The organism is Brucella sp. MAB-22, from assembly GCF_025908475.1.
Taxonomy (GTDB): Bacteria; Pseudomonadota; Alphaproteobacteria; order Rhizobiales; family Rhizobiaceae; genus Brucella; species Brucella anthropi.
On sequence record NZ_CP109782.1, the window covers coordinates 294069 to 318321 of the forward strand.

Sequence of the window (24253 nt, forward strand, 5' to 3'; positions counted from 1 at the left end):
TCGGCCAATTATCAACTTGGCATGTCAAAACAAAAAAATCGACAGGCTTTTCAAGCCTGTCGCCCTTCGATTGGAATCTTTAGCCTAGCGCAAGAAAAAGCCGGAGCGATGAATGTCACTCCGGCTTGGTCAGATCAGCCACTGATACGTTCTACTGTCGCGCCGCAGCGTGACAGTTTTTCTTCCAGACGCTCAAAGCCGCGATCCAGATGATACACGCGGTTGACCATGGTTTCGCCCTCAGCAGCAAGGCCAGCGATCACAAGCGAAACCGAAGCCCGAAGATCCGTTGCCATTACCTGCGCGCCTTTGAGGCGTTCCACGCCTTCGACGGTTGCAGTCTGGCCGGACAGAGAAATCTTTGCGCCAAGACGTGCCAGCTCCTGCACGTGCATGAAGCGATTTTCAAAAATGGTTTCCGTGATGCGCGACGTTCCCTTGGCCTTGGTCATCAGGCCCATGAACTGCGCCTGCAAGTCGGTCGGGAAACCGGGGAAAGGGTCGGTAGTAACGTCAACGGGATGGATACCATGACCGTTACGGACAACGCGGAGGCCGCTGTTGGTCTCGGTGATTTCAGCTCCGGCCTGTCGCAGCGTTTCGAGAGCGGCGGAAAGCTGGCTTTCCTGAGCACCTTCCAGAAGCACATCGCCGCCGGTCATGGCGACGGCCATGGCATAGGTGCCGGCTTCGATACGGTCTGGAATAACACGAACGCGCGCACCCGACAGGTTGGTGACCCCATCGATATGGATAGTGCTGGTTCCGGCGCCGGTGATCTTGGCGCCCATTGCATTAAGGCAGTCGGCGAGATTGACGACTTCCGGTTCGCGGGCGGCATTTTCGATGACGGTTTCGCCCTTGGCGAGGGCTGCTGCCATCAGCATGACATGGGTCGCGCCGACGGAGACCTTCGGAAACTTATAGCGTGCGCCGACGAGACCGTTCCTGGCTTTCGCCTTGGCGTAGCCGTTTTCGATTTCGATGTCGGCTCCAAGAGCTAATAAGGCTTCGAGGAGAAGGTCGACCGGGCGTGTCCCGATAGCGCAGCCGCCCGGCAGGGAAACATTTGCTTCGCCCATGCGGGCGAGAAGCGGCGCAATAACCCAGAAACTCGCACGCATCTTGGATACGAGTTCATAGGGTGCAGTGGTGGTGACGATATTACGGGCAGTAAAATGGATCGTACGTGAATAGGCTCCATCCTGATGCTCGCGACGTCCGTTAACCGAATAATCCACGCCGTGATTGCTGAGGATGCGGATCAACTGTTCGACGTCAGCCAGATGCGGCACATTTTCGAGCGTCAGCGTATCGTCGGTCAGAAGCGAGGCGATCATCAACGGCAGAGCGGCATTTTTTGCGCCGGAGATTGGAATGATGCCGTTGAGCTTGTTGCCACCAACGATTTTGATGCGATCCATGCTGTGTCACCTTCTGGGCCGATACCTTGCCCGATAAATTTTCACCAAATCCGGCAGCCCTTAAGGCGCGGTGGCGTTGCGTCATGAAATTACGAGTCTTGCGGCCAAATTACGTCAAATACGAATCACAATAGGACGACATCGCTGCGAAGAACAGAAATGAGCTTTTACCGCAGAGCCCCCCTATCTTCAAGGAAGGCTTTGATGGTGCGATTCTCAGTCTGTGTCGTCGCTGGCGGCGGTGATGCCGTCGTTTCGTTCATCCGCTTCGCCCGCGCGACGCGATCTGGATTGCGCTTTGCGGCGCATCAGATTCGCGCGCAACTCCTCGGCCCGGCGTTTTTTGCGCTGGTCCGATTGGGTTTGTTTCTCTTTGTTGGTCGTATTTTCGCTCATGGCGGTCTTCTACTACGGGAAAAAGGGCCGGAAAAGCTGCTTTCAAATGCGTGTCCGGCAGATTTCCACATTATGTGAAAAGAAATGCAATTGCTTGCTTGCGATTTGCGTAATGATGTGGCAGAAGTCCGCCGCACTCAAGAGATTGCTGCGGTAGCTCAGTGGTAGAGCACTCCCTTGGTAAGGGAGAGGTCGAGAGTTCAATCCTCTCTCGCAGCACCATTATTTTCCAATAAAATCCAGAAACTGGCTTTGCCGTGCTTTCATTAAAGCGCGTTTCGATCTGATTGGATCAAATCGGCGCTCTAATCATTTGTTGTTACGCGCATCTTTTCCGAAAACCGTTTCACACTTTTCGGGATGCGCTCTAATGGAAAGTGCGTGTGGTTGCTGATTTGAGATCAGTTCACGCAGGGGTTCAATCTCATTGAGCCGCTTTTCTTTCGCCACCAGTCTTTTCGATGTATACTGTTCGCCAGACCGTCAGGCTCTGGTCTGACGAATTGGCGTCACGAAATCGGATTTGTCCGGTGACCGGTTGAAAGCCAGAAATTGCGTGCAGGCCATGTCCTGACCGTTTCCTTGCCGTCAGGACTGCTTAATCCGCAGGAGGAGCGTCATGGCACAGTTTCATGTTGTTGCAGGTCGAGACCAATCAGCCTTTTATCCTGAAGTTAAGCGCATTCGCATGGCAGATGTATTTGATGCCCTGCGTCTGGGCTTCAACGACTTCTGGGCAAAGCCATCGCATTACGTTTTCCTTTGCCTCATATACCCGCTGGCGGGGTTGTTCATCACTTACTGGAGCACGAACGCAAACGCGTTACCGCTCTTGTTTCCCCTGATGTCCGGCTTTGCCCTGATCGGGCCAATTGCTGCGCTGCCGCTTTATGAGATGAGCCGCCGCCGTGAAGAAGGGTTGGATACATCCTGGAAACGTGCGCTCGATGTGAGCCATTCCCCGGCATTGCCGTCCATCGTGGCTGTCGGTGCTTTTCTGTTCGCAATCTTTATTGTCTGGCTGCTGGTGGCGCAAAATCTCTATGTTCACTATTTCGGGCCGATGCCGCCCGAGAGCTTCTCCATGTTGATGAATCAGGTGTCGTCAACGGAAGAGGGACGCAGTCTGATTTTTGCCGGTTGTGGCATTGGTTTGCTTTTTGCAATCGTTGTCCTGTGCTCGACGATTGTGACTTTCCCGATGCTGCTTGATCAGGATTGCGGCGCTGCGGCAGCGGTTGCGACATCGTTGCGTGTTGTCATGCGCAACCCCATGGAATCGCTGCTCTGGGCTGCAATCGTAACTGCGATGCTGGTCGTCGGTTTTGCCACGATGTTTGCCGGGCTGGCGGTAGTGATACCCATCCTTGGGCATGCGACCTGGCATCTCTATCGAAAGACGGTCACGCACCCGGCGGCAATGCGTATTTGACCGAGGAACTGATCGATAAATCCCATCCGAAACATTGCTTCGGGTGGGATTGCCGTGGCTTTTGATGAAACATTTTCAAGCTTTCCAATATGTGGCGGCGTCCTGCCGCACCCCCACCCCCCTTTATTATGCGGTCAGTTCTGCTTTAGAAGAGCAAGACGAGATTCGCGCAGATGATAATAAATAACAATAAGTTAGCGGAGCTCTCCTCGCAGCGCGTCAACGGGCTGGGTGGGCTTTCGATACATTTCAAGGACGGGCGTTCGCGCATTTCCAGGCTTTACCAGGAAGGCGCAGCCAAGATCCGCATGCCGCAAGTCGGAGGCGATCCGCTGGAAGCAATCCTGATCAACACATCAGGAGGGCTGACGGGCGGTGACCGACTGCAATGGGATGTGGAGCTTGGCGAAAACGCTTCGGCTGTCATTACCACGCAGGCCTGTGAGCGTATCTATCGCTCAGGGGGCGGCGAGGCACGCATTGCCACGCGTTTGAAGGCGGCAAAAGGCACGCGTCTTGCTTGGCTTCCGCAGGAAACCATTCTGTTCAATCAATCCGTGTTGTCACGAACGCTGGATGTCGAGCTGGAGGAAGAGGCGGAAATCCTGGTGGTGGAGGCGACTATATTCGGGCGCCTTGCCATGGGTGAGCGGGTTGATGAAGCGATGTTCAGTGACCGTTGGCGTGTGCGGTTGGGTGGGCGGCCCGATGGGAGGCTTGTGCATGCCGAAGAGTTTCGGCTGGGACCAGATGTTGGGGCCGAATTGCAAGCGCGTCCAGTGACCGATGGGGCTTTTGCCGTGGCCACCGTGCTTCTGATTTCAGGGGAGGCCGGGAAACATCTGGAAGCAGCCCGGCAGATCATTGGAGAGGAGGGCGGTGCCAGCCTCTGGCAGGTTGGTCCTGCAACCAAACTGATGATGCGACTTCACGCGCCGGATAGTTACACCTTGCGCAAACGTCTGGGGCCATTGCTTGCCCTGCTTAACGGTAAGGCAGAACTGCCCAAAGTTTGGACATTTTGAGTTCGCGGCAATCCCGCCGCTTTTAACGCCAGCGGAATGCATACCGCTTTGAAAGTATGAAGTTTGGAACGAAGTCATGAATTTGACGCCCAGGGAAAAAGACAAGCTTTTGATCGCCATGGCCGCCATGGTTGCCCGCCGCCGTCTGGAGCGCGGTGTAAAACTCAATCATCCGGAAACGATCGCACTGATCAGCGATTTTGTCGTTGAAGGTGCCCGTGATGGGCGCACGGTTGCCGATCTTATGGAAGCAGGCGCGCACGTCATCACCCGTGAACAGGTGATGGATGGTGTGCCCGAAATGATCCACGACATTCAGGTCGAAGCCACATTTCCCGATGGCACAAAGCTCGTCACCGTTCACGAGCCGATCCGCTGATTTTCAGGTTTCGCCGAGGCGAACCTGTTTTTTGAAAGGTACGATAATGAAGAAGACTACGGTCCTTGCCGCGGTGGCAATGGCACTCACCGCAAGCCCTGCCTTTGCCCATCTCAATCCGGCCGAACATGGCTCGTTTGCGGCGGGCTTCACGCATCCGCTCTCCGGCGCGGACCATATCCTGGCGATGGTTGCGGTAGGACTTTGGGCCGCCATGCTCGGTGGACGGGCACTCTTCGTCGTGCCAGCGGCATTTGTCGGCGTGATGCTGCTTGGTTTTGTGGCGGCACTTCTGGGCATGCCGCTGCCCTTCGTTGAGCCGGTCATTCTGGCTTCGGTGGTCGTGCTTGGTCTTATGGTGGCGCTTGCCTTCCCTGTCACTCCGGTTGTTGGCGCACTTATTGCCGGCTTCTTCGCCTTCTTTCACGGTCATGCACACGGCGGGGAAATCGGAGGCGCGACATTCCTCTCCTATGCGGCTGGATTTGCGCTTGCGACCGCACTGCTACACGCCGCTGGCATGGGTGTCGGCCTTGCCGCAGGACGGCTTATGGCGGGCAGGAATGGCAAAATTGCTTTGCGTCTGGCCGGTGGCGCTACCGCACTTGGCGGCCTGATGCTGATGGCTGGGTGAGGTGTGACATGATCCCCGGCGAAATTATTACGCAGGACGGCGATATAGAACTCAATCAGGGGCAATCCACCATCACGATCAAGGTCGCCAATACCGGCGACCGCCCCATACAGGTCGGTAGTCATTTTCATTTTTACGAAGTGAATGCGGCCCTTTCTTTCGAACGCGACAAGGCGCTCGGACAGCGGCTGGATATTGCAGCCGGAACTGCCGTGCGCTTCGAGCCCGGTCAGGAACGCGACGTGACATTGGTTCCCGTGAGCGGCAAGCGCGAGATCTACGGATTTCGCCAGATGGTCATGGGAAAGCTTTAGAACAGGTGACGGAGACATTTCATGCCAGCCAGAATTAGTCGCGCCACCTATGCGCAAATGTTCGGCCCTACTGTTGGCGATAAGGTGCGTCTCGCCGATACGGAACTGTTTATCGAAGTCGAACGGGACCTCACCACCTATGGCGAAGAGGTGAAGTTTGGCGGAGGGAAGGTTATCCGCGACGGTATGGGACAAAGCCAGATGTCGCGCGCCGACGGTGCGATGGATACAGTCATTACCAATGCTCTGATCCTCGATCATACCGGCATTTATAAAGCCGATGTGGGGCTTCGCGACGGGCGTATCGCGGTGATCGGAAAGGCCGGAAATCCGGATACGCAGCCCGGCGTTTCGATCATCATCGGCCCCGGTACGGAGATTATCGCGGGTGAAGGCAAGATCCTCACGGCGGGCGGTATCGACACGCATATCCATTTCATCTCACCGCAACAGGTGGATGAAGCACTTAATGCAGGCATCACCTGCATGGTGGGTGGCGGCACCGGACCTGCCCATGGCACGCTTGCAACCACATGCACGCCGGGGCCGTGGCATATAGCCCGGCTGATCCAGTCGTTCGACGGCCTGCCGATGAATATCGGTGTGTTCGGCAAAGGAAACGCTTCACTGCCCGGTGCATTGGAAGAAATGATCCGCGCCGGCGCCTGCGGTTTGAAGCTGCATGAGGACTGGGGCTCGACACCGGCTGCGATCGATAATTGCCTTTCGGTCGCAGACCGGTTCGATATTCAGGTTGCGATCCATACCGATACGCTGAACGAAGGTGGCTTCGTCGAAGATACGCTCAACGCCTTCAAGGGGCGCACGATCCATTCCTTCCATACGGAGGGCGCTGGTGGCGGACACGCTCCGGATATTATTCGCGTGTGTCAGTATCCGAACGTGTTGCCGGCTTCGACAAATCCGACCCGGCCCTACACGGTCAATACGATTGCAGAGCATCTCGACATGCTGATGGTGTGCCATCATCTGTCTCCGGCGATCCCGGAAGATATTGCCTTTGCAGAAAGCCGTATCCGCAAGGAAACCATCGCTGCAGAAGACATCCTCCACGATATGGGAGCGTTCTCCATCATTTCCTCCGACAGTCAGGCGATGGGCCGTGTCGGCGAAATGATCATTCGCTGCTGGCAGACTGCAGACAAGATGAAGAAGCAGCGCGGCAGTCTTCCCGACGACAAGCCCGGAAATGACAATTATCGGGCGCGTCGCTACATCGCGAAATACACCATCAACCCTGCTATCGCCCATGGCATGGCGCATGAAATCGGTTCGGTGGAAGTGGGCAAACGGGCCGATCTCGTTTTGTGGAATCCTGCTTTCTTCGGAATCAAGCCGGAGATGGTTCTGCTTGGTGGCTGGATCGCAACCGCGCCGATGGGGGACCCGAATGGCTCAATTCCAACGCCGCAACCGATGCATTATCGTCCGATGTTCGGCTCATTCGGGAAAGCCCGCACCAATACGTCCATTACCTTCGTTTCGCAGGCCGCAATGGATGAAGGGCTTCGAGAGAAGATTGGGGTGGACAAGCAGATGATTGCCGTGGCCAATACCAGAGACGGTATCGGCAAACATTCCATGATCCTCAACAATGCGATGCCGCAAATGGAAGTTGACCCGGAAACCTATGAGGTGCGCGCAGATGGCGAACTTCTGACCTGCGAGCCCGTCGACGTCGTGCCAATGGCGCAACGCTACTTCATGTTCTGATCTTGAAAGGCAAACAAATGTTTCGTGCCACTGCCATTATTCGTGCAGATAAGGTGATCGATGCCGTGCCTGCGGGCCACGCCGTTCTCGAACGCGATGAACGTCATTTGCGGCGCAAGGCCATCGTTCTGGAAGGTGGCGAGAAGGTGCTCGTCGATTTTGCAGAGCCAATTGTGCTCGAGCACGGCGACCGGCTCGTCCTCGATGACGGACGCGAGATTGAAATCCGCGCCGCAAGCGAGGAACTTTACGAAATCCGCGGGCGTGATCCGCTGCATATTGCCGAACTCACCTGGCATATCGGCAACCGTCACCTCGCGGCTCAGATCGAGAGTGATCGCATCTTCATTCTTCGCGACCATGTCATAAAAGCTATGCTTGAGGGGCTTGGTGCGACGGTTACGGATGTAACTGCAATTTTCAGCCCGCTGCGCGGTGCTTATTCTGGCGGCCATTCGCATGATGACCATGATCATCATCATGGTCATCACGAACACGATCATGAGCATCATCACCACCACCACGACTGATACCACCACCGCTTTGCTGCGGCTGATGGCCTGGCTGTCGCCCGTCTTTCCGGTCGGGTCGTTCAGCTATAGCCATGGACTGGAGCGGGCCGTCCATGATGGCTATGTCGCAGACACCGCCACGATGGGCGATTGGCTGCGCTGGCTTGTAACACGTGGCTCCGGCTGGAATGATGCCGTGCTTTGCGCGGAAAGCTGGCGGCGTGCGGTTGCCAAAGGCGATCTTGTTGAAGTTGCAGAATTGGCCGAAGCACTGGCCGGTTCGCGTGAACGTCATATGGAGACGATGCTGCAGGGCGAGGCGTTTCTGGCTGCAACCAGAAGCTGGCCCAGTTCTGTATTCGATCGCCTGCCAGCCGATTGCCCCTATCCGGTGGCAGTCGGTGCTGTAGCAGGCGCTAACAAAGTATCGCTTGGATTGACACTCGCCGCCTTTCTGCAAGCCTTCTGTATCAATCTTTTGCAGGCATCGATCCGTCTTTCGGTCATGGGGCAGAACGGCGTGACTGCAACAATGTCGGATTTGGAGCCGGTTCTCGCCGAAACAGCGGCGCGAATAGAAAAAACTTCATTGAGTGACCTTGGTTCCGCGACTTACATTAGCGACATCATGGCCATGAAACACGAAACCCAACATTCGAGGCTTTTTCGCACATGACACAGAAAAACGGACCCTTGCGTATCGGCATCGGCGGCCCGGTGGGATCGGGAAAGACGACGCTGACCGAAAAGCTTTGCAAAGCGCTGCGTGATAAATACTCGGTCGCCGTGATTACCAACGATATCTACACGCAGGAAGACGCCCTCATTCTGGCACGTTCTCAGGCTTTGTCCGAAGATCGGATCATGGGCGTCGAAACGGGCGGATGCCCGCATACGGCAATCCGCGAGGATGCCTCCATCAATCTGCAGGCAATTGCCGAAATGAACCGGCGATTTCCCGATCTGGAGATCGTCTTCATCGAATCCGGTGGTGACAATCTCGCTGCTACCTTCTCACCGGATCTGGCGGACCTGACGCTTTATGTCATCTCTGTTTGTCAGGGTGAGGAAATTCCGCGCAAAGGCGGTCCGGGTATCACACGGTCAGATTTTCTTGTGATCAACAAGAGCGATCTTGCTCCTCATGTGCACGTCGATCTCGATATTATGCAAGGCGATGCAGCTCGCATGCGCGGCAAGCGTCCATTCGGTTTCACCGACCTCCATCGCGGCAAGGGCGTGCCGGAAATCATCGACTTTATCGTTGAGAATGGCGGACTGGAAGCGCGTTGATTACGGCTGGCTGTTGAGCCGTTTGCGGGCCTCCCGTTGTGAGGCCTGCAAATCAATGATTGGTTTGGGATAGGTACTGCCCAACGCAATTCCAGCGCTGGTCAGCACATCCTTGGGGGCCTCAAACGGCTTGTGCAGCCATTTGTTGGACAGGCCTGATAGTTCTGGCACCCAATGCCGGACATATTGTCCTTCGGCATCGAATTTTTCACCCTGCAAGATCGGATTGAACACCCGGAAATAGGGCGCAGCGTCCATGCCGCAGCCTGCCACCCACTGCCAGCTTCCCGGATTGCTGGCGATATCGCCGTCCACGAGCGTATCCCAGAACCATTCTTCACCCTTTCGCCAGTCGATGAGCAGATTCTTGGTGAGAAAAGATGCCACAAGCATTCGCACGCGATTGTGCATCCATCCGGTGGCCCAAAGCTGACGCATACCGGCATCGATGATGGGAAAGCCCGTCTGTCCGCGACGCCATGCTTCGAATGCAGCTCGATCATCGCGCCATGCGATGCCGGACAGTGTGTCACGCATATCGTGTCGACTGATGTCGCGGCGGTGATAGAGCTGGTGATAATTAAAATCGCGCCAGATCAGCTCTGACAGAAACTTTTCACCGCCAGCGCGTGCCGAGTGATGCTCGTCCATAAACGCCAGTGTGGCATACCACGCCTGACGCGCGCTGATTTCACCGAACCGCAAATGAGGTGAAAGTCTTGAAGTTCCGTCGATGCCGGGAACGTCGCGATCCTCGGTATAGGTCGAAAGCGTGTTCTCCAGAAAACGTGTCAGGCAGTCGCGCGCCGCGTCTTCTCCAATATTCCAAAGCCCATCGAACTTTTCCGCCCAGGCAGGAACGTTGGGCGAATAGCAGGTTTCCTGTGTTGGTTTGATATCCCATTGCCTGCGCGAAAGCGGGCGGGGAACGTTGTGGAGGCGCAACGCTTTGGCGAAAGGGGTGAAGACCTGATAGGGCGTATCGCTGGCCGTCTTGAGCTCCCAGGGCTCAAGAAGAAGATTACCAGGAAATGAGGTTACACCGGTTCCACTCTCCTTGAGTTGTGACTTCAGTTTTGCATCGAATTCACGTTCCGCCGGTGCGTAGCGACGGTTCCAGAACAGTTCGGTGACGGCCAGTTTCGCGATCAACTGAGGGAGGATATCCCTCGGATCACCGGTCTCGATGAGAAGTTCGATACCACGATCAGCCAGCTGTTTTCTTATCGCTTCAAGGCTCTGATCGAGCCACCACCGCGCCGCGCCGCCGGGCGCCCGAATCTCGGCAACGGTCTCATGAACGTAAACTGCTGTTATATGGCCGCCTGTTTCGGCGGCTGCATCCAGTGCGGGGTTGTCGTTGATTCGAAGATCGTTACGCAGCCAGACGAGTGCGTGATGCTTCATGAGAAAAATTCCACTGCAGAAATGTGATGCCGATATGTCGAGCCACATATAGCGGAGCGAGCAAAAACGTCACGAGGTCGGGGGCAGTCAATTTGGGAAATATGCAAAGCAATGCGTAGGCACGTCCTTACTGCTAAGTTGTTGAAACGAATGGCACACCCGAAAGGTTTGGAGAAACAGCAGAAAATCTAGCCCGAGGGGTCTACAAAACTCGGGGCTATTCAGAGCGACCTATCTTTCCGGCCACAAAGTTCTCATAACCGCGCCGCTTTAATAAGTGAAAGTCGAGTCGATTTTGTAGATTTTTATCAGACAGTTGAGTGTCGCGAAGTCCAAGTTCACTCTACAAATCTTGCAATGTTGCCCGCATGAACTGTGCTGCGCCTGTCGCCGACGATGCGGTGGAATAGCTCCAGCTCTTTTTGACCCAGCTTTGCTTAACCAGTTTTTCTGCACGTCGATCAGATTACCGAGCGTCATCTGGGTGATAGGCTTCGGCAAATGCTTCTGGCGGTTTCCGAAAATCACAGGATCGCGCGACCGGTGCAAAGCACACCTTGGGCAAAGAAAAAGCCGCCTCAGAGGGCGGCTAACTAATTGTCAGTCTCTGCTCTCATTGGTTCAATTTTGTATAACCTGGTATCTGACAAAGAGATTTCAAATAAGCTTTCTCATTGTGGCGGCTATGAACTAAATCGATCAACCTTTTGGTTCGGTTCTCCACCTCAGCATGGTCAGCGTATATTTCTCTTAGCGCCTCAGCGTAAAACTTTGCTGACGCGAACCGATCCACTGCCCACCCCGTCGAGGGCGTTATTAATTCCGAAACGCCACCGACATCTGATGCTACTATCGGATATCCAAGATACGAAGCTTCGATTACGGTATTCGGCATCCCCTCCCAGACGGAAGTAAACAAGAATACATTGCCCAAAACTTTCTGGTCCCATTCAACGGGATTCTCATATGGTCCAGACAGAACCAAATTTTTCAGTTTATTGAGTTCCGCTTCATACCCACCGTCAACGACAGCTCCACCGAACACGTAGAAATCGCAAAATTCTTCAGTCATTTTTGCTACTTCAATGAGCAAATCTACGCGCTTTTCTTTATCTAGACGCCCAGCCCAAATAACTTTTAGCTTTTCACCGCCGGATGAATTGAATTTCCGTTTGGATGATAGTGCTATTGAATCCTTGACGGTAAAAATGCCGTCGAGTTTTGACTTGTTGTAAACAGTAATAAATTTTTTTGAATGTTCAGTTACGCCTATTTTCAACGGCCCCTCAATGGAAAACCGCAAATTGTCTGTAACGACAGTATCGATTTTATCTATATTTGGCGGTAGAAAATCTTGAGCGTAACCTATTATTTTTGTATTATCGTCTGGATCAAACTGCAATGCAAAGACGCTGGCAATAATATCTATATCGCTCAAGAATCTTGATGGAAGTTTTTTCAGAAAATTGTAGGCAGTCACAGAATTTATTATATGAAAAACGTGTAATGGAATTGCCCGGAATATCAGATAGAGCAACTCTTCTCTATGGATGGCATCAATTACATCCCAATCATTTAAATCAACTATTAATATGTTACTCGGCATTTCTGGAAGTGGCCGCTTTGGACCACCATCCGTGAGCACGATCAACGCAGACTTGTCGACATTTTTGGAGGCATAGGCTTTGGCATATTCCAGCGCGGCAGACTCTGCACCACCACCGGCATAGAAGTTTATAGCCATCAGGAGGTCAATAGACCCGTTCGATTTCATGAACGTGAGTATTTCGTCCAAGAGCGGTGCGGGTAATCCACTTTGATTTACAGGATAGGCGAACCCTAATTTACCCCCATCAGGTTCGGCGATATCTGTAGTGCTCTTTTCAAACTGACGCACCAGCTTGTACTGTCGATATTTCGCCCGAAGCTGACCAGTTGTAGTCCAATGAGCTACCTTCGCCGCCCTCAAAAGTGTGATGCGCAGTTTCGGGAATCGGTTCAACCTAGTGTTCAGTGCTGACACAATGCGCCATGCTTCGCTGAGTTCAAACTGTTGCAAGCGCGCAATCGCCTGGTTAGCGCGTCGCTCTTGCGTGTCTGCCCGGTCGATAGCCCGAGTAAGCTCGTCGCGGTAGGCCGCTTCGATTTTCGAAAGCTTGTTTAAAAGCAGATCGACGGTTGCGTTCAGTGTGGCATTTTCTGCCTGGACGTCAGTTGATATGTCGCGTTCAGCACCTAGAGGTGACGTTCTGTCGGTCTCCAATTTCCTATTCGACATATTTCTCCTTCCCAAACCAACGAGCATGCTGGGCTAGCTTTAATAGCAAGCTGCCTGTGCCGTTGTTAGATAGATGATCAAGTTATATATTAGGGAAACCTAAAAAATGGCAAGATCATGAACGAGAGAATAATGGTCCCTACGTCAGAATCCATGCGCGATATTGCCGAGATGTCGGAAGTAGAACATTTCTCAGGCCAGAAATATTTGGACGCGAAACCGCGCTCAATCACCCGGCTTTTCTGGAAGTTTATCTACATCTTCTCACGTCAGGAAAAGGACCGGCTTATTTCCGTTGACATGGAGAATGCTGCGCCCCAGATGACCTGCTCCCCTTGATGTCCGCGATTAGAAATTAGTTCTGTTCAGGTTTTGGTCGTTTGTGGACCGGGTTGCAAACTCATAAGGGGCAAGCCGCCACGGCTCGTATGCGGACAACTACGGTTGTAGTAGCTTCCCCATTCTTCGATGATTTGGCGAGCGTGTTGATCGCTGGTGAACAGATGTTCATTGTGACCTTTGACCTGCCCCCAGGTTTTATCCAGTTTTGAGTTCGCTCCAGCGGTTTTGGGTTGCTGTATTTGGGCGGTAGCGGCGGGTTGCGGTGCGGACCCATTTCGGCTGCGCAGTACCGCATCGCGTCGCGGGTCGATAGTCTGAGCGAACTTGGCAGGTGTCAGCCAGCCGAGAACAGAATGTGGTCGGTGCACGTGTGCCTATCGCTCGCTTCCGACCGCCACGCTTCCGTACTGTCAGCTTCTCCTCCCGATAGAATCGAAAGAGCCTTTTATGGTTCACAAGGTACGCTCGCACGGCCTCGAGGAAGTAGCCGCTTACTGGCGGGTAGCGCCCTTCGAGGGCAGCCACGGTGTAGCGCCTTCCTGTCCCCGTTCGGCCCCAACTAGCCTGCAGTGAAGCGGATATTCCCAGCGACTGGCGCTGGTGTCTGGAACGAGGTCGGAAGCTAACACGAGTGTTGACGAAACCTTAGCACCCACGCTTGGTCACAGTTTTGGACGCGCGCAGTTGAAATCGTGAGAAAAATCAGCAACCCCAGCTTAAAGGCAGCTAGTGATCAACGAACCCAAGTTAAGTGACAATTGACAATAGGTTATTTCTGTCAAAAGGCTAAATTACGTGACAGTTGATAGTATCGAGAAAAATGGCGCACCCGAAAGGATTCGAACCTCTGACCCCCAGATTCGTAGTCTGGTGCTCTATCCAGCTGAGCTACGGGTGCTTGCCTGTGTGCCGCTCGCTGCGGCGATGGGCGGTTGATAATCGGACGGATCGCTAAATGCAAGCGTCTTCTTAGAAAAAAATGTGGTTCTGTGAAGATTTCTTGTCAGGCCCCACATTTCCGGGCTTTTCGTTCAAAGTTGGCACAACGGTAGATTGCCTAAACACTTTCCTCTGCCCGTTGGGGGCTCCGGTCTCCGCGTTGCATCGGCAAATCGGGGATGCGAATCTCGAAATGTGCCCCAACCGGGCGGTCTTCTCGAAGCTCGATTGTCCCGCCATGCGCGCGGATCAGTTCTTGCGCGATGGCAAGCCCAAGACCAGTGCCGTCACTGCGTGTCGATCCCTTGAAAGCCGTGAAAAGATTGTCGCGTGCTTTTTGTGGCAAACCGGGGCCGGTGTCCTCGACACCGATGATTGCTGTCGTCCCGATTCTTCCGGCAGAAATTGTGAGTCGCTTGACGGTCGCGTCATCAATGCTCTGATCACGCTCCATGGCTTGCACCGAATTCCGGCAAAGATTGCTCAGTACACGGAACAACTGTTCCGAATCGACATTGAGTTCGAAATCCTCCGGGACAAGATTCTCGAACTCAACGCTGCTTTCTGACCTGGGGCTCAGGGTTTCCTGAACGTCAGCGATAATTGTGTGCAGCAGAACGCGACGCGGGCGCGGTGGTGCTTCTTGCGAGCGACCATAGGCCATGACGCTTTCGGAATAGCTGATCGCGCGGCTGAGAGTGCGGATAAGTTTGGGTGCAAACCGCTGCACCATTGGGTCTTCGGTATCGGCAAGCCGGTCAGACATCAACTGCGCTGAGGCCAGAATATTGCGCATGTCGTGGTTGATTTTGGAGACGGCGAGGCCAAGATCGGCGAGATGTTTCTGTTCTTTGAGCGTTCTCTGAAGGTCGCTCTGAATATGCGATATCTGACGCTGTGCCACGCCGAATTCGTCCTTGCGGTTTTCTGGCACAAGGATCAGCGCAGGATTGTCAGGGGATGAGGCGAAATCGATCATGTTGCGATGCATGATGCGCACCGGCCGCAACAGCATTTCGTGAATGATCAGGTAGATCAGGCTCGCCGCAATCACTGAAATGATGAGCGAGATAAAAGTCACGTTGCGCGCATAGACGAGCATGGCGTGTCGGAGGGGTGCATCCGAGGTCACGATTTCAATAATACGTCCCGGAGAACTGGATGGCGAAACCGAACCATAGATTCGTAGTGTTCTGTCTCCGCCGTTGAACAAGGTTCCGAATGCGTCCCATATGGCAGCTGCTTCGCTGATATTGTTGAGATCAATGACCTGGTCAATCTTGCCGGGTACTTCCGACATGGCGAGCAGACGCGAAGCACCGGCTTCACGCATGGCTATAGCTTTCGTACCGGTTGCCAGAAGTACCTTGTCCTGAATGTCACGCGGCACATCCATATCGCCGCCTGCGGCGAGAACCTCGCTGACCGCGCCCACCGTATCAAGTCTCGAACTCATCCAGCGCACGCGCATATTGGCAACAGACGGGACGAAGATCAGAACTTCGGTGATCAGCACGGCAAGTGCGGTCAAGAGCAATAGTTTGCTCGAAAGCCGGTTTCGCCAGGGTAAACGTGTGAACTGGGTTGACGAGAGCCGTTCCGTGGTCGCAGTTTGGGAGGCCGCTTCAGGGGAGGGCGTGCCCGTATCTGTGGTCTTTTCAACAACCGCCATAGCCTGTGCTTCCAACGCGAGGTGAACCGGCCTAATCGCCGCAGTGCCTCAACCTGTGTGCCATCGAAACGCAATACATAAAGGTAGCCTCCTATATATGGAGCCGATCGATAAATCCAACAGCCTTTGTTCAATCGGTTAAGAACGCACCCGCTCCCGGGATCTCTGCAAGCAGTATTACCGAAATTTAACTCGACGCCTTGAGATCGTGCGTGCAAAGTCTTGGTTGGAAAAATCCATGCATCCTGATGGGTTGCATGATTTGCGCAATGTGAAGGCAATCATCATTCTGATATTATTTGCTGGCATTTTCCGCGCCCGACAAATTGGTTTCGAAAACGAGGGCCGTCAGGTGACGGTAGGCCTTGCCGGAGAGCTGAATGAAATCCTGGAAGCAGATTGCCTTGTGCCTGCTCATAGCTGCGGCTGCTATTGGCGGCTGGTATGCCTATAAGAACAAGAATGATGTGGTGAAGGCCGCAGCAACGGGCGAGGAAGCGCCGAAAGGCGAAGGCGGGCGATCCGCACCACTCGTTGTTGTCGAGGCTGCTGGCGAAGAGACCATCAACAACCGTTTGACGGCTATCGGTTCGGCACGGGCTCTCAGCACTGTGTCGATAACCCCGTACTCCAGCGGTTACATGACGAAGCTTTACGTCAAGGCGGGCGATAGCGTGAAGGAAGGCGACTCGATTGCCGAACTTGACGCCGAGACGGAAAAGATCGCTGTCGCTAAGGCCGAGACGGCGTTGAAGGATGCGCAGACGACACGCCAGCGCATTGCAAAATTGCGAGCGACGAACACCGCAACTGAAGTTCAGGTGGTTGAGACTGAGCTGGCGGTCGCCAATGCGCAGCTTGCTTTGCAGGACGCGCAGCTCGCCTTGAGCCGTCGCACGGTTCGTGCGCCAATCTCCGGTATTGTTGGTATTCTTCCTGTCAATGTGGGTAACTACATTACCGCACAGACTTCCATCGGTCGTATCGATGACCGGTCGAAAGTGCTGATCGATATATGGGTGCCAGAACGCTTCGCACCGCAAATCAAGGTTGGCCAGCCGTTGACAGCGGAATCGACCGCTTTCCCGGGTGAGACCTATAGCGGCGAGATCAACGCGGTTGACAATATGCTGGATGAAGCCAGCCGTACGCTGCATGTTCGCGCAGAAGTGCCGAACACGCAGGATCGTCTGCGCGCGGGCATGTCGTTCTCCGTCACGGTTCTCTTTCCGGGTGATCGCTATCCTTCGGTCGACCCGCTGGCCATTCAATGGGGGGCTGACGGTTCCTATGTGTGGCGTGTTGAGGACGGTGTCGCCAAGAGAATTGTCGCGCGTATCGTTCAGCGCAATTCAACCAACATTCTCATCGATGGTCCGGTGAAGCAGGGCGACATGATCGTTACGCAAGGTGTTCAAACCGTGCGCGATGATGCGCCGGTACGTGTAAAGGACGAACAGGGTACGGCACTGGCTGATCCTGTTTCGATAACACGTACTGCAGGATGAGGGTAAACGCGTGACCGGTCACAATTCCTCATCCAGTAGCGGCGGATCGACGGCGCTTTTCATCCGTCGTCCAGTTTTTGCTTTCGTTATCAACGTTCTGATTGTCGTCGCGGGTCTTGCTGCTTTCACAGGCGTCGATATTCGCGAACTGCCGGACGTTGACCGGCCTGTGGTGACAATAAGCACGGATTTCAGTGGTGCATCCGCTGAAACTATTGACCGTCAGTTGACACAGGTTCTGGAAAACGCTGTCGCGCGCGTTTCGGGCGTAAAATCTATTTCTTCAACATCGTCGTTTGAACGCAGCCGCGTCACGGTGGAGTTCAACGATGGTGTAGACCTCAACGTTGCCGCCGCCGACATGCGCGATGCGATTTCCCGTGTCGCCAATGACGTGCCGGAAGAAGCGGACCCGTCGCGCATCATCAAGGCCGATTCCAACGCTGATCCCGTGATGCGTCTGGCGGTTACGTCCGACACCATGTCTGTCGATGACATGACGGTGCTGGTCGAAGACCAGATACAGGATATCCTCTCCGCGGTTCCGGGCGTGGCTGACGTCCAGATCAACGGTGACCGCGACAAGATATTCCGCATCGATATCAATCAGGCGCGCCTTGCGAGCTATGGTCTGACCATTGCGGATATTTCTACGGCGCTTTCTTCCATGGGGCTGGACGCCCCTGCCGGTTCTTTGCGTAGCGCCGATCAGTCCATCGTTGTCCGTGCCACGGCCAATCTGGAAAAGCCTGAGGATTTCGAGAACGTCTACATCAACGGACGCACGCAGATCCGCGATGTTGCTACCGTCACGCTTGGGCCGGATATCGAAAGCTCGGCGGTCCGGTCCAACGGCAAGACGGCAATTGGTCTCGGCATCGTCCGTCAGGCACAGTCGAATACGCTAGACATCTCGGAGGGCATTCGCGCAGCGGTCGCCAATTTGCAGAAAACCTTGCCCGCGGGCGTGAATATCGCCGTTACCAGTGACGATGCGAATTTCATCAACGGCGCTATCCACGAGGTGGAAATCGCACTGATCGCGTCAGTGATCATCGTTGTGGCGATTATCTTCGTGTTCCTCTGGGATATACGCGCAACGCTCATCCCGGCCTTGTCCATGCCTGTCGCTTTGATCGGCACGATTGCGGCCATCTATCTGGCAGGTTTCTCGGTCAATATTCTTACTCTTCTCGCACTGGTACTCGCCACAGGTCTCGTGGTTGATGACGCCATTGTTGTGTTGGAAAACGTTGTCCGGCGACGCAATCAGGGCATGGGGCCGCGTGCTGCGGCAGTCCTCGGCACGCAGGAAGTCTTCTTCGCCGTTATTGCCACGACGCTGACTTTGGCGGCAGTCTTCGTTCCAATTTCGTTTCTGCCGGGGCAGGCGGGTGGTCTGTTCCGTGAATTCGGCTTCGTGCTGGCAATTGCTGTTCTTCTGTCATCTGTTGTTGCGTTGACGCTTTGCCCCATGCTTGCCTCTCGCTTCCTCAAGGAAGGGAATGGCGAAGACGGCGGCCATGGCCCGCTTTTCCTGCGTCGTATTGGCGGCGGGCTCGCGACCTTCTATAAAAAGACGCTGCACATCTGTCTGTCGGCGCCATTCGTTGTTGTGCTGGTGGCAATGCTTTTCGCAGGCGCATCCTTTGTCGGCTACGGTCTGATCCGTCAGGAACTGACGCCCTCGGAAGATCGTGCCGTTGCACTGCTGCGTATCAATGGGCCGCAGGGCATCAGTGTGGAGTTCCTCCAGTCTCAGCTCGACAAGATTGAGGAGGCCGTCCAGCCTCTGCGCGATAGCGGTGAAATCATTACTACTTATGCCATCGCAGGTTCCGGCGGGTCGTCCAATAACGGCTTTGTTGTCCTGACGCTGGCACCGTGGAAGGAACGCGCGCGCAGCCAGCAGGAAATCATGGCTGACATTACCCAGCGCATCAAAGGCATAACGGCGGTGCGTATTTTCACCACCCAACCGAACAGCCTTGGTATTCGTGGTGCGGGCAACGGTTTGCAGTTTGCCATAGTCGGTAGCGATTATGCCAAGCTACAGCCTGCCGCGCAGGCGGTCGTTGCCGCGCTGGAAAAGGATCCACGGTTCGTGCAGCCGCGACTGTCCGTCGAGCCGACCCAGCCGCAGCTTTCCGTCGAGATCAATCGCGAACGAGCATCCGATCTTGGTATCGACATCACAGGGCTTGCGAATGCTGTGCAGTCGGTACTCGACGGTCGCAAGATCGGATCGGTTTATGTCGGAGATCGCAGTTTCGATGTGAAACTCGTTGCCACCACCAACCCGATCAACGATCCGACCGATCTTGAAAACATATTCATGAAGACGACGGACGGTCGTTATGTGCCGATGTCGTCTATTGCTACGGTCGTTGAGAAAGCGGTTCCGCCGCAGCTTGATCGCGAGACGCGCCAGCGCTCGGTGTCCATAACGACAAATCTGCGCGACGATTTCGCTTTGGGGGACGCCTATAAGGTCGCACAGGAAATCGCGGCACCTTTGCTGCCTCCGGGAAGCCATATCATTCCGCTGGCGGAAGCTTCGACGCTCAGCGAAACATCAAGCGGCCTGGCAATGGTGTTCGGTTTTGCCATCATCATCATTCTTCTGGTGCTGGCAGCGCAGTTTGAAAGCTTTGTCAGTGCGCTGATCGTGATGGCGACGGTTCCTCTCGGGCTTGGTTGTGCGGTTTTTGCGATGCTGCTCACAGGTACGAGCCTGAACGTCTACAGCCAGATCGGTCTCGTGCTTCTGGTCGGCATCATGGCCAAGAATGGTATCCTGATTGTCGAATTCGCAGATCAATTGCGTGACAAGGGCTTGAGCGTTCGAGAAGCAATCGAGGAAGCATCCAACATTCGTCTTCGCCCGGTCTGCATGACGATGATCTGCGCCGTGCTTGGCGGTGTGCCGCTGGTTTTGGCAAGTGGCGCTGGCGCAGAAGCCCGTGTGGCTCTGGGCTGGGTCATTGTGGGTGGTCTTGGATTAGCAACGATTGCTACGCTTTATGTAACGCCGGTCGCCTATCTGCTGCTGGGACGCTTTACGCAGCCCAAAGCCGAAGAGGAAGCACGGCTCGAAAGAGAGCTGAACTACGCCCTTAAAGGGAAGTCACAAAAGGGTGGCACCGCTGAACCGGCGGAATAAACAAAAAGAAACCGGCCTTTTGGGGCCGGTTTTTTGCTGTTTTGAACGGGATCACTTCTTCATGGCGTCGGTTATCTTGGCTGTCCACGCGCCTTCCGGTTTCTTGGTGATGACGGGGTCGGAGCCACCGCCCAGAAGCGTTTCCACGGTGCGGTCGGCAGCCGCCACATCAAGGGTGCCATCGGAGCCGTCAACCAGCTTGCCGATTTCCTTGACCATACGTTCCTGAACTTCCTTGGTCTGAGCACCGGAAGCATCGTTGTCGAGTATGATATCAGCTGCTTCTCCAGGGTTCTCGGATGCGTATTTCCAGCCCTTCATTGAGGCACGGACAAAACGGGCGAGCTTGTCGACCATTGCCGGATCATCTAGGCTCTTTTCCAGCACATAGAGACCGTCTTCCAGCGTGGCGACGCCTTGCTCTTCATATGGGAAGACCACAAGCTGATCGGCTGGAATGCCTGCATCAATCACCTGCCAATATTCATTATAGGTCATTGTAGAAATGCAGTCGGCCTGCTTCTGGATCAGCGGGTCGACGTTGAAACCCTGCTTGAGCACGGTCACGCCATCCTTGCCGCCTTCGGTCGGAATTTTCAGATGGCTCATCCATGACAGGAACGGGTATTCATTGCCGCCGAACCAGACACCGAGCGTGCGACCCTTGAAGTCTTCCGGCTTGGTGATGTTAGTATCCTTGCGGCAGGTCAGCATCATGCCGGACTTCTTGAAGGGCTGGGCGATGTTGACGAGCGGGACGCCTTTTTCGCGGGTCGCGAGCGCCGACGGCATCCAGTCAACCACAACATCCGCGCCACCACCGGCAATCACCTGCGGCGGAGCGACGTCCGGTCCGCCCGGCTTGATATCGACATCGAGATTTTCTTCCTCATAGAAGCCTTTGTCCTTGGCTACATAGTAACCGGCAAATTGCCCCTGCGTCACCCATTTGAGCTGCAAGGTCAGCTTGTCGGCTGCCATTGCCGAACTGCTCATAAGCGCGAGCGCCAGTCCGGCTGTTCCAAGGCATAAAGAAATTGCCTTTTTCATTTCAGTTCTCCTCTGGTTCTTTTTATTGCCGCGCATTTTGCCCGAAAACCGGTTCCCACTTTTCGGAATGCACTTTGGTCTGCCTTATTTTTGCAGATGCCAATTATTCAGGCTTATGCCCTCCTGTATGAAGGGTGCCAGAATGTCATTCTGCGCTCGATCAGCGCGATCAGCCCATAAGAGAGCGATCCCGCAAGAGCAGCTACAAAGATTTCAGCCCAAACCATATCCACATTCATGCGCCCGATTTCCGCAGAGATGCGGAACCCCATGCCGACAATCGGCGTGCCAAAAAACTCCGCCACGATCGCTCCGATAAGTGCGAGGGTGGAATTGATCTTGAGAGCGTTGAATATGAACGGCATGGCCGCTGGGAGACGCAGCTTGAACAATGTCTGCCAGTAGCTTGAGCCGTAGGTTTCCATCATGTCCCGTTCCATTGCCCCGGTACTGGCAAGGCCCGCAACCGTGTTCACCAGCATAGGGAAGAAGGTCATGATGATGACCACCGCTGCCTTCGATTGCCAGTCGAAGCCAAACCACATCACCATGATCGGTGCGACGCCCACGATTGGAAGTGCTGCAGCCAGATTGCCGAGCGGCAACAGGCCTTTACGCAGGAATGGAATCCTGTCGGCGATGATGGCGGTTATGAAACCGAGACCGCATCCCGCCACATAGCCGATGATGACGGCCTTCAGAAAGGTCTGTCGGAAATCCGCCCAGAGAATTGGTACGGACGCCGTTATGCGTGCCCAGATTGCTGATGGTGCTGGAAGGAGAACCTGAGGAATAGCGAAAAGCCGGACGGTTACTTCCCAGAGCAATAACATCGCGATGCCAAAGAGCGCTGGCACTGCGATATCCAGAAGCTTTTGGCCCAAAGGGTTACGGGTCTTGAGACTTGCGACCCAACCCACAACCAGCCATGAAACAGCTATTAGCGCTATGACGGATAGGATGCCTGTCATCATGTGGCTGCCCTTTCCGGCTTTACACCCATGCGTCGGTTCACAAGCTGTGCCGCGACGCCAATCAGCGCAACCAGCACCGCAGCCATCAGAGCAGCGGCAACGAGTGCTGCCCAAATCTGCACGGTCTGGCCATAGTACGAGCCTGCAAGCAGCCGAGCACCAAGACCGGCAACTGCACCGGTTGGCAATTCACCGACAATCGCGCCAACGAGGCTGATCGCGACGGCGATCTGCATCGATGTGAACAGGAATGGCATGGCCGCAGGCCAGCGCAGTTTCCAGAACACCTGCGATCTTGATGCATTATAGGTGCGCATGAGGTCGAGATGCATCACATCAGGCGATCTCAGTCCCTTCACCATTCCCACCGCTACGGGAAAGAAAGAGAGATAGGTGGAGATGATAGCTTTGGGCAGCAAGCCCGATATGCCAATGGCATTCAGGACCACGATAATCATCGGCGCGATGGCGAGGATCGGGATCGTTTGTGAGGTGATGATCCATGGCATCAGGCTCTTGTCGAGTGTGCGGGAATGAACAATTCCCACAGCGAGAAGAACCCCCAGTGCCGACCCAAGCACAAAACCGAGCAGGGTGGACGATAGTGTGACCCATCCGTGATAGATCAGGCTGCGCTTGGAACTCGGTTTGACTCCGAAGACGGTTTTCCAGATTTCTTCAGCTACCTGATGCGGTGCAGGCAGGACCGGACGGTCCTGATGCATTGTATTGGCAACAAGCGTCGAGAAGGTGATTTCTGTCCCTGCGCGTGTCGCCTGATCACGCTCAAACGGGGCGTTGAGTACCGCCGCCAGGCCGTACCAAAGCGCAATAATGACGGCGAGTATAGTCGCCACGGGGATGAATCTGTCGTGCAGGAAGCCTTTCATGGACGATCTCCAGCACGATGCCGTTGAAAAGTGCCCTTATTCATGGATGTGCCCCAAACGCAAACCCTCACGGACGCGGTGGGCAATTTTCAGGAACGCTTCGGACTCCCTGATTTCAAGTGGTCTGTCCGGGCCAAGATCGCAATCGATGATTTCATGAATGCGGCCTGGGCGCGGGCTCATGACAACGATCTTGGTTGAGAGAAACACCGCTTCCGGGATCGAGTGTGTGACGAAAATCACTGTTTTGCGGGTTGCTGCCCAAAGCTTGAGTAGCTGTTCGTTGAGATGATCGCGCACGATTTCGTCCAGAGCGCCGAAGGGCTCGTCCATCAGCAGCATATCAGGATCGAATGATAATGCGCGGGCTATCGATGCGCGCTGTTGCATGCCGCCGGAAAGCTGCCAGGGATATTTTTTGTCAAAGCCTGAGAGATTGACGAGCGCGAGGTTCTTTTCGATCCGCTCGCGCCTTTCTGCCTTGGAGAACCCCATAATCTCCAGCGGCAGGCTGATATTGTCTTCGATGGTGCGCCACGGAAACAGAGCGGCCGCCTGAAATACGTAACCATAGGACCGGTCCAGACGGGCTTGCTCCGGTGTTTTGCCGTTGACCGTGACAGAACCTGATGTCGGTTGCTCCAGATCGGCCACGACGCGCATCAAGGTAGTCTTGCCGCATCCCGAAGGTCCGATGAAGGAAACGAACTCGCCGCGCTTGACGGCAAGATCAATATTGGACAGCGCATGGACAGGTCCGTCATTCGTCTCGAAGACGAGCGACAAGTCTTTGATGTCGATCACTGTCTGCGCATTTGCCTCGCCCCTCCCATTATCCCTGGATCGGGTGGCCATGCTGTCATTCAAGTTCATGCGCGGTTCCCGAA

The 24253-nt window shown here is 54.7% G+C and carries 21 protein-coding genes, 2 tRNA genes and 2 pseudogenes; 13 read left to right on the top strand and 12 right to left on the bottom strand.

The features are described 5' to 3' along the window. Positions 1–134: 134 nt before the first annotated feature. Together murA and OHI65_RS10910 are read right to left on the bottom strand one after the other, a co-directional pair. Positions 135–1424: a UDP-N-acetylglucosamine 1-carboxyvinyltransferase gene (gene murA / locus OHI65_RS10905; protein WP_010658098.1), complete on the bottom strand. Its 1290-nt coding sequence runs from the start codon at positions 1422–1424 to the stop codon at positions 135–137. 216 nt (positions 1425–1640) lie between these two features. After that, complete coding sequence (locus OHI65_RS10910; RefSeq protein WP_010658099.1) at positions 1641–1820, bottom strand: hypothetical protein; 180 nt, start codon at positions 1818–1820, stop codon at positions 1641–1643. Positions 1821–1967: 147 nt separating this feature from the next. Here OHI65_RS10910 and OHI65_RS10915 point away from each other — a divergent pair. From OHI65_RS10915 to ureG, 10 genes are all read left to right on the top strand, one after another. Beyond that, positions 1968–2042: transfer RNA gene (locus tag OHI65_RS10915), tRNA-Thr, on the top strand. A gap of 397 nt (positions 2043–2439) precedes the next feature. Continuing rightward, positions 2440–3252 (top strand): DUF2189 domain-containing protein, encoded by an 813-nt coding sequence (locus tag OHI65_RS10920; RefSeq protein ID WP_010658100.1) that lies wholly within the window; start codon positions 2440–2442, stop codon positions 3250–3252. Positions 3253–3425: 173 nt separating this feature from the next. Further along, positions 3426–4277 carry an urease accessory protein UreD gene (locus OHI65_RS10925; protein WP_264358845.1) on the top strand — a complete coding sequence of 284 codons (852 nt, stop codon included), beginning with the start codon at positions 3426–3428 and terminating at the stop codon, positions 4275–4277. A 76-nt stretch (positions 4278–4353) separates the two neighbouring features. Beyond that, positions 4354–4656 (top strand): urease subunit gamma, encoded by a 303-nt coding sequence (locus tag OHI65_RS10930; RefSeq protein WP_010658102.1) that lies wholly within the window; start codon positions 4354–4356, stop codon positions 4654–4656. A gap of 46 nt (positions 4657–4702) precedes the next feature. Further along, complete coding sequence (locus OHI65_RS10935) at positions 4703–5290, top strand: HupE/UreJ family protein (protein WP_010658103.1); 588 nt, start codon at positions 4703–4705, stop codon at positions 5288–5290. Between the two features lie 8 nt (positions 5291–5298). After that, entirely contained in the window at positions 5299–5604 is a 306-nt protein-coding gene (locus OHI65_RS10940; RefSeq protein WP_011982504.1) for an urease subunit beta, read from the top strand. Positions 5605–5625: 21 nt separating this feature from the next. After that, positions 5626–7338, top strand: coding sequence for an urease subunit alpha (ureC, locus tag OHI65_RS10945; RefSeq protein WP_011982505.1), 1713 nt, complete (start codon positions 5626–5628; stop codon positions 7336–7338). Positions 7339–7355: 17 nt separating this feature from the next. Next, positions 7356–7868 (top strand): urease accessory protein UreE, encoded by a 513-nt coding sequence (gene ureE, locus OHI65_RS10950; RefSeq protein WP_011982506.1) that lies wholly within the window; start codon positions 7356–7358, stop codon positions 7866–7868. Next, positions 7840–8526, top strand: a complete 687-nt coding sequence (locus OHI65_RS10955; protein WP_151689037.1) for an urease accessory protein UreF — start codon at positions 7840–7842, stop codon at positions 8524–8526. Before ureE ends, OHI65_RS10955 begins: the two co-directional genes overlap by 29 nt. Continuing rightward, on the top strand, positions 8523–9143 hold the full coding sequence (ureG, locus tag OHI65_RS10960; RefSeq protein WP_010658108.1) for an urease accessory protein UreG: 621 nt from the start codon (positions 8523–8525) through the stop codon (positions 9141–9143). Before OHI65_RS10955 ends, ureG begins: the two co-directional genes overlap by 4 nt. On the opposite strand, the gene OHI65_RS10965 is transcribed toward ureG, so the two are convergent. Together OHI65_RS10965 and OHI65_RS10970 are read right to left on the bottom strand one after the other, a co-directional pair. After that, positions 9144–10550 carry a cryptochrome/photolyase family protein gene (locus tag OHI65_RS10965; protein WP_264358846.1) on the bottom strand — a complete coding sequence of 469 codons (1407 nt, stop codon included), beginning with the start codon at positions 10548–10550 and terminating at the stop codon, positions 9144–9146. It lies immediately after the preceding gene. Between the two features lie 613 nt (positions 10551–11163). Next, the gene (locus OHI65_RS10970; RefSeq protein ID WP_264358847.1) at positions 11164–12828 is read right to left on the bottom strand and encodes a glycosyltransferase family 4 protein; all 1665 of its coding nucleotides are present in this window, start codon (positions 12826–12828) and stop codon (positions 11164–11166) included. Between the two features lie 132 nt (positions 12829–12960). Here OHI65_RS10970 and OHI65_RS10975 point away from each other — a divergent pair, with 132 nt between their 5' ends. Next, the gene (locus OHI65_RS10975; protein WP_166942838.1) at positions 12961–13167 is read left to right on the top strand and encodes a hypothetical protein; all 207 of its coding nucleotides are present in this window, start codon (positions 12961–12963) and stop codon (positions 13165–13167) included. A 9-nt stretch (positions 13168–13176) separates the two neighbouring features. Here the strand turns inward: OHI65_RS10975 and OHI65_RS23050 are convergent. The 4 genes and pseudogenes from OHI65_RS23050 to OHI65_RS10985 form a co-directional block, all read right to left on the bottom strand. Beyond that, positions 13177–13409, bottom strand: a pseudogene (locus tag OHI65_RS23050) (integrase core domain-containing protein). Then, positions 13366–13532, bottom strand: a pseudogene (locus tag OHI65_RS23055) (IS3 family transposase); the annotation flags it as partial. The pseudogenes OHI65_RS23050 and OHI65_RS23055, both read right to left, overlap by 44 nt. A 459-nt stretch (positions 13533–13991) precedes the next feature. Next, positions 13992–14068: transfer RNA gene (locus OHI65_RS10980), tRNA-Arg, on the bottom strand. A gap of 159 nt (positions 14069–14227) precedes the next feature. Continuing rightward, positions 14228–15781: a sensor histidine kinase gene (locus OHI65_RS10985; RefSeq protein WP_071631916.1), complete on the bottom strand. Its 1554-nt coding sequence runs from the start codon at positions 15779–15781 to the stop codon at positions 14228–14230. Between the two features lie 380 nt (positions 15782–16161). Here OHI65_RS10985 and OHI65_RS10990 point away from each other — a divergent pair, with 380 nt between their 5' ends. Together OHI65_RS10990 and OHI65_RS10995 are read left to right on the top strand one after the other, a co-directional pair. Next, positions 16162–17289: an efflux RND transporter periplasmic adaptor subunit gene (locus OHI65_RS10990; protein ID WP_264358848.1), complete on the top strand. Its 1128-nt coding sequence runs from the start codon at positions 16162–16164 to the stop codon at positions 17287–17289. Positions 17290–17299: 10 nt separating this feature from the next. Beyond that, positions 17300–20452: an efflux RND transporter permease subunit gene (locus OHI65_RS10995; RefSeq protein WP_010658165.1), complete on the top strand. Its 3153-nt coding sequence runs from the start codon at positions 17300–17302 to the stop codon at positions 20450–20452. A gap of 51 nt (positions 20453–20503) precedes the next feature. Here OHI65_RS10995 and OHI65_RS11000 read toward each other — a convergent pair whose 3' ends face one another. The 4 genes from OHI65_RS11000 to OHI65_RS11015 all read right to left on the bottom strand — a co-directional run bounded on the left by OHI65_RS11000 (position 20504) and on the right by OHI65_RS11015 (position 24239). Then, positions 20504–21502, bottom strand: coding sequence for an ABC transporter substrate-binding protein (locus tag OHI65_RS11000; protein WP_010658166.1), 999 nt, complete (start codon positions 21500–21502; stop codon positions 20504–20506). A 113-nt stretch (positions 21503–21615) separates the two neighbouring features. Next, positions 21616–22476 (bottom strand): ABC transporter permease, encoded by an 861-nt coding sequence (locus OHI65_RS11005; protein WP_010658167.1) that lies wholly within the window; start codon positions 22474–22476, stop codon positions 21616–21618. Next, positions 22473–23366: an ABC transporter permease gene (locus OHI65_RS11010; protein ID WP_010658168.1), complete on the bottom strand. Its 894-nt coding sequence runs from the start codon at positions 23364–23366 to the stop codon at positions 22473–22475. The genes OHI65_RS11005 and OHI65_RS11010 overlap by 4 nt, the downstream gene beginning before the upstream one ends. A 36-nt stretch (positions 23367–23402) precedes the next feature. After that, positions 23403–24239, bottom strand: coding sequence for an ABC transporter ATP-binding protein (locus OHI65_RS11015; protein WP_012090677.1), 837 nt, complete (start codon positions 24237–24239; stop codon positions 23403–23405). Positions 24240–24253 lie beyond the last annotated feature (14 nt).

What these genes read in the sequence shown, in the direction of transcription:
- murA (WP_010658098.1), bottom strand. Translation starts at nt 1,424, where the DNA reads ATGGATCGCATCAAAATCGTTGGTGGCAACAAGCTCAACGGCATCATT.
- OHI65_RS10910 (WP_010658099.1), bottom strand. Translation starts at nt 1,820, where the DNA reads ATGAGCGAAAATACGACCAACAAAGAGAAACAAACCCAATCGGACCAG.
- OHI65_RS10920 (WP_010658100.1), top strand. Translation starts at nt 2,440, where the DNA reads ATGGCACAGTTTCATGTTGTTGCAGGTCGAGACCAATCAGCCTTTTAT.
- OHI65_RS10925 (WP_264358845.1), top strand. Translation starts at nt 3,426, where the DNA reads ATGATAATAAATAACAATAAGTTAGCGGAGCTCTCCTCGCAGCGCGTC.
- OHI65_RS10930 (WP_010658102.1), top strand. Translation starts at nt 4,354, where the DNA reads ATGAATTTGACGCCCAGGGAAAAAGACAAGCTTTTGATCGCCATGGCC.
- OHI65_RS10935 (WP_010658103.1), top strand. Translation starts at nt 4,703, where the DNA reads ATGAAGAAGACTACGGTCCTTGCCGCGGTGGCAATGGCACTCACCGCA.
- OHI65_RS10940 (WP_011982504.1), top strand. Translation starts at nt 5,299, where the DNA reads ATGATCCCCGGCGAAATTATTACGCAGGACGGCGATATAGAACTCAAT.
- ureC (WP_011982505.1), top strand. Translation starts at nt 5,626, where the DNA reads ATGCCAGCCAGAATTAGTCGCGCCACCTATGCGCAAATGTTCGGCCCT.
- ureE (WP_011982506.1), top strand. Translation starts at nt 7,356, where the DNA reads ATGTTTCGTGCCACTGCCATTATTCGTGCAGATAAGGTGATCGATGCC.
- OHI65_RS10955 (WP_151689037.1), top strand. Translation starts at nt 7,840, where the DNA reads ATGAGCATCATCACCACCACCACGACTGATACCACCACCGCTTTGCTG.
- ureG (WP_010658108.1), top strand. Translation starts at nt 8,523, where the DNA reads ATGACACAGAAAAACGGACCCTTGCGTATCGGCATCGGCGGCCCGGTG.
- OHI65_RS10965 (WP_264358846.1), bottom strand. Translation starts at nt 10,550, where the DNA reads ATGAAGCATCACGCACTCGTCTGGCTGCGTAACGATCTTCGAATCAAC.
- OHI65_RS10970 (WP_264358847.1), bottom strand. Translation starts at nt 12,828, where the DNA reads ATGTCGAATAGGAAATTGGAGACCGACAGAACGTCACCTCTAGGTGCT.
- OHI65_RS10975 (WP_166942838.1), top strand. Translation starts at nt 12,961, where the DNA reads ATGGTCCCTACGTCAGAATCCATGCGCGATATTGCCGAGATGTCGGAA.
- OHI65_RS10985 (WP_071631916.1), bottom strand. Translation starts at nt 15,781, where the DNA reads ATGGCGGTTGTTGAAAAGACCACAGATACGGGCACGCCCTCCCCTGAA.
- OHI65_RS10990 (WP_264358848.1), top strand. Translation starts at nt 16,162, where the DNA reads ATGAAATCCTGGAAGCAGATTGCCTTGTGCCTGCTCATAGCTGCGGCT.
- OHI65_RS11000 (WP_010658166.1), bottom strand. Translation starts at nt 21,502, where the DNA reads ATGAAAAAGGCAATTTCTTTATGCCTTGGAACAGCCGGACTGGCGCTC.
- OHI65_RS11005 (WP_010658167.1), bottom strand. Translation starts at nt 22,476, where the DNA reads ATGATGACAGGCATCCTATCCGTCATAGCGCTAATAGCTGTTTCATGG.
- OHI65_RS11010 (WP_010658168.1), bottom strand. Translation starts at nt 23,366, where the DNA reads ATGAAAGGCTTCCTGCACGACAGATTCATCCCCGTGGCGACTATACTC.
- OHI65_RS11015 (WP_012090677.1), bottom strand. Translation starts at nt 24,239, where the DNA reads ATGAACTTGAATGACAGCATGGCCACCCGATCCAGGGATAATGGGAGG.